Below are 10,829 nucleotides of genomic sequence, written 5' to 3'. Positions count from 1 at the left end.
CGCATCGGCCAGCGCCTGGCGGATGGCCGCTTCCGACGGCGCGGTATTCGCGCCGTAGCTCACATTGGCGGCGATGGTGTCGTCGAACAGCACCACATCCTGGCTCACGAGCGAGATCGCGTCGCGCAGGCTGGTCAGCGTCAATTCGTCGATGGGAATGCCGTCCACCCGGATCGATCCCGCCGTGGGCAGCGCGAAGCGGGGCAGCATGGAGACCAGCGTGGTCTTGCCGCTGCCGGACCGCCCGATGAAAGCCACCGTCTGGCCCGGCTCCACCGTGAACGAGATCTGCTCCAGCGTGTCGCGGCCGGCGTCGGGAAAGCGATGGGACACCCGCTCGAACTCGATATGCCCGCGCGCCGGCCTGGGCAGCTGACGCACGCCGTCATCGCGTTCGGGTTCCTCGTCCACCAGCGCGAACACGCTTTCCGCGGACACCAGCATGCGCTGCATGGGGCTGGCGACATTGGCCAGCCGCTTGAGCGGATCGAGCATCTGCAGCATGGCGGTCACGAAAGCGGCGAAGCCGCCCACGGTGATCTGGTTGGCGCCCGACTGCCCGAGCGCGGTCGACACCACGACCGCCAGCGCCACGGCGGCGATGGCCTGGGTGATGGGCGCCGAGGCCGCGCCGGCCACCGTGTTGCGCATCGCGAAGCGCCGCAGCCGGCCGTTGATGTGCAGGAAGCGCTCTTCCTCGTGGGCATAGCCGCTGAACAGCTTGATGACCCGCTGGCCATCGATGGCCTCGCTCACCACCCGGGTCAGCTCGCCGTTCATGGTGATGGTCTCGCGGTTGATGCGGCGGATGCGGCGCGCGATGGCGCGCATGATGAAGGTGGACAGCGGAAAGGCCACCAGCGCGATCAGGGTCAGCTTCCACGACAGGTAGAACAGCACGCAGGCCAGCGAGATCACGATCAGGGTCTCGCGCACCAGCACCGTGATGACCTCGGTGGCCAGCTGCATGACGTTGGTGGCGTCGACCACGAAGCGGTTCAGCAGGACCGACGACCCCATGCGCTTGAAATAGCCGTCGGGCAGGCGCAACAGGCGGTCGAACATCTCGCGCCGCAGGTCCGCCAGCACGTGGTTGGCGGACCAGGCCATGGTGAGGTCGTGGAGGACGGCGATCACCAGCGTGCCGCCCTGCGCTTCGGAGCGCAGCAGATCCATGACGTCGATCTGATGGCCGGGATCGAGGCTGGCGAGCGGTTCGTCGGCAACCAGCGCGGGCGCCTCGACCGCCAGCGCCCTTGCGAGCAGGACGCGAGCGCGCTCTCCGCCGGACAACTCGGTCGCGATCCGATCACGCAGGTCCAGTACGTCCGCGCGCGCCATCGCCCGTTCGATGGCGGCGGCGTCCTCGCCGCGGATCCGCGACATGGGGCCGAGGTGGGGCAGGCGGCCAAGGCCGACCAGCCGCTCGACCGTCAGCGGCCAGTGCAGCGTCTGCCCTTGCGGCAGATAGGCGACGCGGCGTGCCAGGGCATCGCGTCGCAACGTGGCGACGGCATGACCGTCGAACCGGATATCGCCCTTTGCCGGGACAAGGCCCAGCATCGCCCGCGCGAGCGTGGACTTGCCGGCGCCATTGGGGCCGACGATGCCGACCAGCGCACCAGGGCTGAACCGGGCGTCGATCCCGTTCAGCACGCTGCGCCGTCCCAGCGTGACACTGACGCCATCCAGTTGCAGCATCACCACAGTCGCCGCTCCCGCATCAGGTGGAGGAGGAAGATCGGGATGCCGAGGAAAGCCGTGACCACCCCCAGCTTGAGTTCATTCATGATGTTGATGAGTCGCACCGCAATGTCGGCGAAGGTCAGCAGCGCCGCGCCCCCCAGCGCGGCGGGCAGCAGGATGGCCGATGGGCTGCGATCGGTCAGCGGGCGCAGCAGGTGCGGCACGATCAGGCCGATGAAGCCGATCGAACCCGATACCGCCACCGCGCCGCCCACGCCGATCGCCGTGCCGAGCATCAGGCGCAGCCGGGTACGGCGCAGGTCTACGCCCAGCGCCTGCGCGCCATCCTCTCCGAGCGTCAGCGCATCGAGTGAGTGGCCGTCCCACAGCAGCAGCGCCATGCCGGTGACGATGCAGGGCAGCGCGATCCAGAAATGGTCGAAGGAACGATTCTCCAGGCTTCCCATCAGCCAGGTCATGATCTCCATCGCGGCGAAGGGATTGGGCGACAGGTTGAGCGCCAGCGCGATCCCCGCCTGCGCCAGTGTCGCGACGGCGATTCCGGCCAGGATCAGCGTCAGCGAACTTTCCGATCGTCCCGCCAGGAAGAAGAGCAGCAGCAGCGACAGGCAGGCACCGCCAATCGAGAGGAGCGGCAGCATCGCCGGATGGAGTTCGGAAAGCCCGAAGTAAAGTGCTCCGACCGCGCCTAGCGCCGCCGCGCTCGACGTGCCCAGCACCGACGGCTCTGCCAGTGGGTTGCGCAGATAGCCCTGCATCGCCGCGCCGGCCAGGCCAAGCATCGCGCCGACCATCAGGCCTATGAGCGTGCGCGGCACGCGCAGATCGAACAGGATGGTATCCGCGATCCTGTCCCCATGGTCCAGCAATGCGCCGACGATCCGGGCGATCGAAAGATTTACCGGTCCCAGTAGCAGCGATCCGACCGCAGCCATGCCGACAAGGATGGCAAGCGCTGCAAGCAGCAGGAGGCGCTGACCCGTCATCCCCATCATCTTATCCATTTGCCCCGCATGCTGTGCCGATTATGGGAAGACGCATGTCGCGCAAAGCCTTTCTTCTCTCCGTCTGTCTGTGCCTTGCCGCTGCGGGCGGTTCGGTGCTCTGGTCTGCAACGGCGCGTCCGGCGCCCGGACCGATCCAGCCGCCGAAGCGGATCGTGTCGCTCAACCTCTGCGCCGACCAGCTCATTCTGGCGCTGGCCGATCGCGGACAGATCGCCGGATTGACGCGCAACGCCATGGACAGGGACATGTCGGCCGAGGTCGATCGGGCGAAGGGCGTGCCGATGCTTGCCAATTCGGCCGAGCAGATACTGGCGATCGACCCCGATCTGGTCGCGGGGATGCCGGCCCGGCGCAGCGCCGCGGTCGGCGGGCTGAAGGGGCGGGGATATCGGACGCTGGACCTGACCAGCGCCGACAGTCTGGCGGATATTTATGCTTCGATTCGGGCTACCGCTGCCGCTGTCGGCCATCCCGATCGGGGCGATGTCATGATCGCGCGAATGAAGGGGGAACTCGCGAGTCTGCCCCGGCCGGGCAGGGGACGGGTCGCGGCCTATTATCAGCGGCGGGGATATATGACAGGCACAGGCACGCTGATCGACGACCTGATGCGGCGCATGGGGCTGGTGAACCTTGCTGCGAAACTCGGCAAGCCGCCACTGGCGCAAGTGAGCCTGGAGGAAATGGTGGCGGCGCGACCCGACTTCCTGATCGTTGAAACCGCCACCGACCGCGTGACCGATCAGGGGAGTGAAATGCTGCACCATCCCGCACTGCGCGACATTCCCCGGATCAGCATCCCGCAGGCCTGGACGGTGTGCGGCACTCAGGCCTACACCCTCGCCGCTCGGAACATGGCTTATCGGATAATCCAGTGGGATAGAGTGCATCACTGACAGTTCATCTGAAATGGACGACGCGCCGCTGATACTGCGCGCCGTTCGCATCGATCAGAAGGTAAGGCGGACGCCGCCATAGGCGGCGCGGCCTGCGGTGGCGAAGCTGAACACTTCCTCATACTCTTCGTCAGCGAGGTTTTCGACGCGACCAAACAGCGCGACATTGCGTGACAGCTTATAGTCGAGGCTGAGGTTCACCAGCACATATTCACGCATCGAAAGAGTGACGGGAATATAGCTGGGATCGGTATAGGCCGTGTCGGTGGTGCGGCCGTTATAGCGGATCGTTAGCGTGCCGGAGAGCCGCTGGTCGGCGGTGCTGACCGTGGTGTTGAAGCTCGCCACATGCTTTGGCCGACGGATTTCCCGCACGCCGTCTTCCTTCGCATTCAGCCAGGTATAGGCGAGGTCAAAGCGAAGCTGGGGCAGGGGCTGGGCGCTGACAAACGCCTCGACACCATGCTGCTTGCTCTTCGTATCGCGGTTGGCGGGGGTCGCGATGAAATCCGGGGCGGGGTAGCTGGTGTAGATCTCATCTTTCAGCGTGGAATCGAACCAGGTCGCGCCGATCGTCGCCCAGCCGCCGATGCTCTGCTCAAGACCCGCTTCCCAGCCTTCGGACTTTTCCGGCTTCAGGTTCGGGTTGCCGATATAGGTGCCGTCGATATAGCCGTAGAGTTCGTAATAGCCGGGATTCTTGACACCCGTGCCATAAGCGGCACGGATTCGCGTGCCGGTGGGGAACAGATAGCTGCCCTGCATCCGCCAGGTGGTGGTGTCGTCGAAGCGGTTATTCTCGTCATAGCGCACCGATCCACCCAGCGAGAGGGCACCGGCGGTCAGTTCATACTGGCCGACAATGCCCAGATTGTCGGTATGCCGCTTGCCCATGAAGGCGAGGCTGGACAGGTTGCGGAAACTTTCCCGCTCGACATCGACCGCGCCGGTGATGCGGTGCGTTACGGCTTCCGTTCCCAGCGTCAAGCTGGAGGTAAGCGACCCCTTGTAGCGCCGGCCCTTGTCACCATAGTCGAAGCCGTAGGAGGCATAGCCCTTGCGCGTGGTGTCAGCGAACTGGCCAGCTAGAGTGTTGATCCATCGCCCGTCGAGCGCGGTCAACTGGGCCGACAGCAGGCCGTAGAGCGCTTCGTTGCGATAGCGCACACCGGGGCTGTCGACGGTGTAGCCAAAAAGCGGGCTGTTGGGGTCGAACTCGCTGTTGTTGGTATCGGCCTTTGTCAGGCTGTAGCGCAGCACGCCGGTCAGCTTCAGCGTATCGGTCGGCATCCAGTTGAACTTTCCGCTGGCGCCCAGATTCTGCGAGCCGATGTCGCGATTGCCGCCGCGCGCGGTCGGATAGCCGTCCGTGTCATAATAGGTGGCAGACAGGGCGTAGTCGATGGCGTCGCTTGCGCCCGCGACTCGTGCCGCGCCGCTGAAGGTGCCGAAGGAACCGCCTTCTGCCCGCGCGCTGGTGCCCGGAGCCTCGCGGCCCGACAGGGTGATATAGTTGATCACGCCGCCGATCGCGTCGGATCCGTAGAGCGAGGATTGCTGGCCGCGCAGCACCTCGATCCGGGCGGCGGGATCGGCGATCAGCGTACCGAAATCATATTCGCCATAATAGGGATCGGCCGCCTCGATACCGTCGATCAGCACCAGCACATGGTTGGATTCGCTGCCCCGCAGGCGGATCTGGGTCTGGCCGCCGATGCCGCCGATACGGCTGACGGCGATGCCGGGCACGTCGCGCAGCACATCGGACACGATGCGCGTCTGCCGCGCTTCCATAGTGGCGCTGTCGATCACGCTGACGGATGCGCCTAGCTGGTTGGCCCTGATGCCTTCGCCGGAGCGGGAGGCGGTGACGATGATCTCGTCGCCAGGCAATATGCCGGGTTCGCCATCAGGCGTCTGCGCCAGGGCCGGCGTCGTAGCCGTCAAGGCAATCAGGGAAATGGTCTTGATAATCTTCATCGGAGCCCCCTCCGAACGCCGGCAACGAAAGGCGGGGCCTGCCGATGCGCGCGTAGCGATCGACCGGCGCGAGACAGGCGAGCCGGCGTCATGGCGCCCGCATACCCCGTGCCGAGGCGGCCCGCGCCGCCTGGTCGTCGCTCGACGGACAATCTCCGTGCCCCGGCCTTTTCCCTGGACCTGGGACAATGAGCGACCCACGCCGGCAGGTCTCCTGGCTCGCGGGTCGTCGCTTGATGCACGCCTTCCCAGGTTTCCCCAGTGGCTGTCCCGGATCGATCCGGAACCCGTGCATCGCGCTCACCGCTTACAGTTGCAGGGACAGCCCTGGATTTGCCGGCCTTTTGCGAAGCCGCCTCACCATGTTCCCATTCAAGCCCCGAGGGGCACCGGCGCGATCATGCAGGGATCATCTGTTCCCCACAGGATCGCCCATAGCGCGCATCCCCATTTTCGCAATCGGCTTTCGCTATTTCGGTAAGAAGCGCGGCTATCGACCTGCATTGGCGCAAGATGGTCAAGCCAGCACGGGAAGGGGATGGCATCGCAACACCGTATCAATAGTTTGATAATACTAATTATGTTAAATATCTGCTGTCGCTCATGATGCCCGGGATTGTCGGTTTCGCTGTTGGAATTGGCAAAGAGCCGTTTACTCTTCGCGTATGAGACTGTGTTTTGCCGTGTCGCGCATCTTCACATAGACGACCAGCGATATCGCGATCATTACTGTCACATAAATATAGAATGCCTGTTCGATCCCGGCCTGCTTGAACCAAAGCGCGACGAACTCGGCCGTGCCGCCGAACAGCGTGTTGGCCAGCGCATAAGGCAGCGCTACGCCCAATGCGCGAATATGGGCTGGGAACAGCTCAGCCTTCACCACGGCGTTGATCGACGTATAGCCGGTGACGATCACCAGCCCTGCCATCACCAATATCCCGGCAACCAGCGGATCTTTGGTCGTCGCTAGGGTCGCGAAGATCGGATAGGTGCAGAACATGCCTAGAACACCAAAGCCGACCATCAGCGGCTTGCGGCCGATCCTGTCGGACAAGGCACCCGCAACGGGTTGCAACAGCATGAACAGGAACAGCGTCACGGCATTGATCTGGGACGCCATTTCCCGGCTGAGGCCGCTCGTGTTGACCAGGAATTTCTGCATGTAGATGCTGTAGGCGTAGAAGGCGATCGTGCCGCCAGCCGTCAGCAGCATCACCGTCAGCGTCTCGCGCGGATGGTTAGTGATGAGTTCGACGAAGCCCGACTTGGGCGCGCCTTGCGCCCTGGCCACGGTAAAGCTCTGCGTCTCGGCAAGGCCTCGCCGCAGCCAGAAGACGATGACCGCCAGCGCGCCACCGATAAAGAAGGGAATGCGCCAGCCCCACGCATCGAGCTGCGCTTCGGTCAGCATCGCCTGTAGCACCAGCAGGACACAGATCGCCACCAACTGGCCCGCGATCAACGTCACATACTGAAAGCTGGAGAAGAAGCCTCGCCGGTTCTTGCCTGCCATTTCGGAGAGATAGGTGGCGCTCGCGCCATATTCGCCGCCGATCGACAAACCCTGCATCAGCCGGGCCAACACCAGCAGCAGTGGTGCTGCCACGCCGATCGTCTCGTAACCCGGCGTGATCCCGATCAGCAGCGATCCCGCGCACATCAATGCCACCGACAGGGTCAGGCCGCTCTTGCGGCCATGGCGGTCGGCATAGACCCCCATCAGCCAAGCGCCGATCGGCCGCATCAGGAAGCCCACCGCAAAGATGCCCGCCGCGCTCAGCAACTGAGCAGTCCGGTCCTCGCTCGGAAAGAAATGTGGCGCGAAGTAGAGGGTGAAGGCGGCATAGGCATACCAGTCATACCATTCCACCAAATTGCCGGTGGAACCGCCGATGATGGCCTTCAGCCTTTGGCCCTGCGTCGGGGCGCCCTGTCCTGTCGTTGACGTCATGGTGTCAGAACCATCTCCCCATTCTGTACGCCCCAACCCTTCAGGCGCGAGAGCATGTTCATGCCGATAACGTTGACCTCGCCAAAGGCAGGGGACACCACGACCGGCAGGTCGCCGGAGCGGATCGGCCCGATGGCGAGCGTGGAGATGCTGGAGCGGCGCGCTTCCACCTTGCCATTGGCAGTCGACATGATGACGCCGGGCGAACCAATGTCATAGTTGAGACCGGCGGCGCGCGCGGTGGTTTCTGACAGGGCGGTGAAGGTTGCCCCACTGTCGATGAGAAAGCGGGCGGGCGTGCCGTTGATCGTTCCCTCCACCCAATAATGGCCGTCTGGCGCGACAGGGATGCGTAGCGCCTGTCCTTCCGTCCGGGCGGCCGGCAATGTGGAGGGCGCTTCATCAGGCGCGGCGACACCGCCCTGCTCCGCCCAGCGGCCGGTCAGATAGCCCTGGTTCTGCGCGAATTTGAAGACGCCCAGCAATCCGGCAAAGATCGCGACCCAGAGTAGAGCCATGCGCAGCACGGCACCCCAAGCCAGTCGCCGACCGATCAGCGAGGAGGCGACCAGCATGATTGCGAGCACATACCAGATGGTGGATGCCGTCTGATCCGTGCCGTCCATCAAGCCCCCTGCTCGCTTGCGCCCAGTTCCACTATCATGCCGTCATAGCCCGGCTCGACGCCTTTTGGGAGGGTGCGGAGCAGGGTCGCATAATCCATGCTCTGGTCCATGTGTGTCAGGATCGCGCGGTCGGGCAAGGTGGCGGCGATAGCCTCCAGCGTCAGGGCCAGATGAGGATGCGTGGGATGCGGCTTTTCCCGCAAAGCGTCGACCACCCAAACATCCAGACCATGATAGAGCGCCAGCATGTCAGGTGTCATGGCATGGAAATCAGTCGCATAGCCGACATTATGACCATCATGACTGAAGCGAAACCCGGTAGACCAGATGTCTCCATGGGGCTGATCAACGCAGGCGATGTCGATATCGCCGATGCGCAGGCCATCCGGCAAAACATGCGCGTCGATGGTTGGATGATAGCCGTTGGCGCCCTCGAACGCATAAGCGAAGCGCCGCTGGAGCAGCTTCATGGTCTGCGCACGCGCATAGGCAGGCACAGGCGTGCGGCGATGATGAAATAGCTGCCGCACATCGTCTATACCGTGGCTATGATCGGCATGATCGTGGGTCCACAGTATGGCATCGATCTGGACGACGTCCGCCGCCAGCAGTTGCGCGCGCAGGTCAGGCGATGTGTCGACCAGGATGCGGGTGGTCGGACTTTCGACCAGGATCGAGACACGAGTGCGCCGGTTCTTCGGTTCGATGGGGTCGCAGTCGCCCCAGTCATTGCCGATCCTTGGCACACCCGAAGAGGTGCCGCTGCCCAGGATCGTGAGCTTCAGGCTCATGCGACCTTCGAAAAGAGTGTGCGGAAGTTGGCAGAAGTTGCGGCCGCCAGTTCCTCGACGCTTTCCCCACGGAGATTGGAGAGGAATTTGGCGGTGTCGGCGACATAGGCTGGTTCGCACGGCTGGCCACGATGCGGCACCGGCGCGAGGAAGGGGGAGTCGGTTTCGACCAGCAGCCGGTCGAGCGGCAGACGTGCCGCCGTCTCCTGCAAATCCTTCGCATTCTTGAAGGTCACGATACCGGAAATGCTGATGTAGAAGCCAATCTCAATGGCCGCGTCGGCGAAGGCGCCGCTGGCGGTGAAGCAATGGATGACGCCGCTATAGCTCCCCTTCCCCATCTCGTCGCGCATGATCGCCAGCGTGTCTTCCTCCGCATCGCGGGTGTGCACGATCAGCGGCAGGCCGGTTTCGCGACAGGCGGCGATGTGCGATCGGAAGCTTTTCTGCTGCCGCTCGCGGTCGCTATGGTCGTAATAATAATCGAGGCCGGTTTCGCCGATGCCGACTACGCGCGGGTGCGCAGCGCGCTCGACCAGCTTGGCGGTGTCGATATGGGGATGCTCGTCGGCTTCATGCGGATGGATGCCGACCGTCGCCCAGACATCGGGTTCGCGGACGGCGGTATCGAGTACGGCGTCCCATTCGCTTTCGCGCGTGGCGATGTTCAGCATCAGGCCGACGCCGGCAGCCCGCGACCGTTCAAGTACATTGGCCTGATCTTCGATCAAGCCTTTGTAATTCAAATGACAATGGCTGTCTATCAGCATGATGTCAGGCCTTGGCTTCCGGCATTTCCAAACGCGGGAAAAGCGGCTTGGGCGGGCTGAGCGTGAAGCCGGCGGTCCGCAGTTCTGCATAAAAGGCACTGCCGATTACGGCATAGCCACGCCGTTCCGCACCAATGCCCATCTGGTCGAGCAGCGCCGTCGCACTGGCTGGAATGACTGGCTGGATCATGATGGCGAGGCTAGCGATCGCTTCGTAAAGGATCGCAAGCACGGCTTCCATCCGCGCCGGATCGGTCTTGCGCAACGCCCAAGGCGCTTGCGCATCGATGTATGCGTTGCACGCGAAGACTGCCCGCATCCACGCCTCGATCGCGGCGGAGGGAGCGAGATCGGCCATGGCAGCCTGGAAAGTCCGGGCGGCATCGGCGATTGTCTTGAGCAGATCGCTGTCGACATCCTGCGGCGCAGGCTCGGGCAGACGCCCCTCCAGATTCTTGGCGATGAAGCTCAGGGTCCGCTGCGCCAGATTGCCGAAGCTGTTGGCGAGATCGCTGTTGGAGCGGGCAACGATGGCCTCCGCGCTATAGCTGCCGTCATTGCCGAAAGTCACTTCGGACAGCAGGAAATAGCGCAGCTGGTCGACGCCAAATTTCTCGGCGAGTTCCATCGGGTCGGCTACATTGCCGAGTGACTTGGACATTTTCTCGCCGCGATTGAGCAGGAAGCCGTGGCCGAAGACTTGCCTGGGCAGAGGCAACTTGGCGCTCATAAGGAAAGCTGGCCAGTAAACGGTATGAAAGCGCACGATATCCTTGCCGATTATGTGCGTAATGTCGCCGCCTTCTGCCCAATAGCGGGCCAGCCGATCGGCATCATCAGGATAGCCGCAGCCGGTCAGATAATTGGTGAGCGCATCGACCCACACATACATGACATGGCCTTCGCTTCCCGGCACCTTCACGCCCCAGTCAAAGCTGGTGCGGGATACGCTAAGGTCGCTCAGGCCGCCCTCGACGAAACGCATGATCTCGTTACGGCGGCTGTCGGGCTGGATGAAGTCGGGCTGGCCGTTGTAAAGTTTGAGCAGCCGATCCTGATAAGCAGACAGGCGAAAGAACCAGCTTTCCTCGACGGTCC

9 protein-coding genes, 1 pseudogene and 1 riboswitch are annotated in these 10,829 nt (G+C 63.5%); of the genes and pseudogenes, 1 reads left to right on the top strand and 9 read right to left on the bottom strand.

Features of this window, described 5'->3' with window-relative positions; genetic code table 11:
- The 3 genes and pseudogenes from VMR39_RS15470 to VMR39_RS15460 form a co-directional block, all read right to left on the bottom strand.
- On the bottom strand, window positions 1-444 hold a 444-nt coding region (locus VMR39_RS15470; RefSeq protein WP_325416844.1), incomplete at its 3' end, for an ATP-binding cassette domain-containing protein.
- Between the two features lie 48 nt (window positions 445-492).
- A pseudogene (locus tag VMR39_RS15465) lies at window positions 493-1,707 on the bottom strand (ABC transporter transmembrane domain-containing protein); the annotation flags it as partial.
- The gene (locus VMR39_RS15460; protein WP_325416843.1) at window positions 1,701-2,693 is read right to left on the bottom strand and encodes an iron ABC transporter permease; all 993 of its coding nucleotides are present in this window, start codon (window positions 2,691-2,693) and stop codon (window positions 1,701-1,703) included. The gene VMR39_RS15460 and the pseudogene VMR39_RS15465, both read right to left, overlap by 7 nt.
- Window positions 2,694-2,746: 53 nt before the next feature.
- Between VMR39_RS15460 and VMR39_RS15455 the strand changes: the two genes are divergently transcribed.
- Entirely contained in the window at window positions 2,747-3,610 is an 864-nt protein-coding gene (locus VMR39_RS15455) for an ABC transporter substrate-binding protein (protein ID WP_325416842.1), read from the top strand.
- Between the two features lie 54 nt (window positions 3,611-3,664).
- Here the strand turns inward: VMR39_RS15455 and VMR39_RS15450 are convergent, their stop codons facing one another.
- The 6 genes from VMR39_RS15450 to VMR39_RS15425 all read right to left on the bottom strand — a co-directional run.
- On the bottom strand, window positions 3,665-5,590 hold the full coding sequence (locus VMR39_RS15450) for a TonB-dependent receptor plug domain-containing protein (RefSeq protein WP_325416841.1): 1,926 nt from the start codon (window positions 5,588-5,590) through the stop codon (window positions 3,665-3,667).
- A gap of 187 nt (window positions 5,591-5,777) precedes the next feature.
- A riboswitch (cobalamin riboswitch) is annotated at window positions 5,778-5,999 on the bottom strand.
- Window positions 6,000-6,242: 243 nt separating this feature from the next.
- Complete coding sequence (locus VMR39_RS15445) at window positions 6,243-7,544, bottom strand: MFS transporter (protein WP_325416840.1); 1,302 nt, start codon at window positions 7,542-7,544, stop codon at window positions 6,243-6,245.
- Complete coding sequence (locus VMR39_RS15440) at window positions 7,541-8,170, bottom strand: retropepsin-like aspartic protease family protein (protein ID WP_325416839.1); 630 nt, start codon at window positions 8,168-8,170, stop codon at window positions 7,541-7,543. Before VMR39_RS15440 ends, VMR39_RS15445 begins: the two co-directional genes overlap by 4 nt.
- Window positions 8,170-8,961 (bottom strand): MBL fold metallo-hydrolase, encoded by a 792-nt coding sequence (locus VMR39_RS15435; RefSeq protein ID WP_325416838.1) that lies wholly within the window; start codon window positions 8,959-8,961, stop codon window positions 8,170-8,172. Before VMR39_RS15435 ends, VMR39_RS15440 begins: the two co-directional genes overlap by 1 nt.
- The gene (locus tag VMR39_RS15430; protein WP_325416837.1) at window positions 8,958-9,731 is read right to left on the bottom strand and encodes a TatD family hydrolase; all 774 of its coding nucleotides are present in this window, start codon (window positions 9,729-9,731) and stop codon (window positions 8,958-8,960) included. The genes VMR39_RS15435 and VMR39_RS15430 overlap by 4 nt, the downstream gene beginning before the upstream one ends.
- 4 nt (window positions 9,732-9,735) lie before the next feature.
- Window positions 9,736-10,829, bottom strand: a 1,094-nt coding sequence (locus VMR39_RS15425; RefSeq protein ID WP_325416836.1) for a methionine--tRNA ligase, incomplete at its 5' end; no start/stop codon positions are given.

Source organism: Sphingobium sp. (genome assembly GCF_035511395.1).
In the GTDB taxonomy this organism is placed as follows: domain Bacteria; phylum Pseudomonadota; class Alphaproteobacteria; order Sphingomonadales; family Sphingomonadaceae; genus Sphingobium.
This window is presented reverse-complemented; position numbering and strand designations above follow the sequence as displayed.

Coding starts and splice junctions, on each gene's coding strand:
- VMR39_RS15430 (WP_325416837.1), bottom strand. CDS start 9,731: ATGCTGATAGACAGCCATTGTCATTTGAATTACAAAGGCTTGATCGAA.
- VMR39_RS15450 (WP_325416841.1), bottom strand. CDS start 5,590: ATGAAGATTATCAAGACCATTTCCCTGATTGCCTTGACGGCTACGACG.
- VMR39_RS15445 (WP_325416840.1), bottom strand. CDS start 7,544: ATGACGTCAACGACAGGACAGGGCGCCCCGACGCAGGGCCAAAGGCTG.
- VMR39_RS15435 (WP_325416838.1), bottom strand. CDS start 8,961: ATGAGCCTGAAGCTCACGATCCTGGGCAGCGGCACCTCTTCGGGTGTG.
- VMR39_RS15440 (WP_325416839.1), bottom strand. CDS start 8,170: ATGGACGGCACGGATCAGACGGCATCCACCATCTGGTATGTGCTCGCA.
- VMR39_RS15455 (WP_325416842.1), top strand. CDS start 2,747: ATGTCGCGCAAAGCCTTTCTTCTCTCCGTCTGTCTGTGCCTTGCCGCT.
- VMR39_RS15460 (WP_325416843.1), bottom strand. CDS start 2,693: ATGACGGGTCAGCGCCTCCTGCTGCTTGCAGCGCTTGCCATCCTTGTC.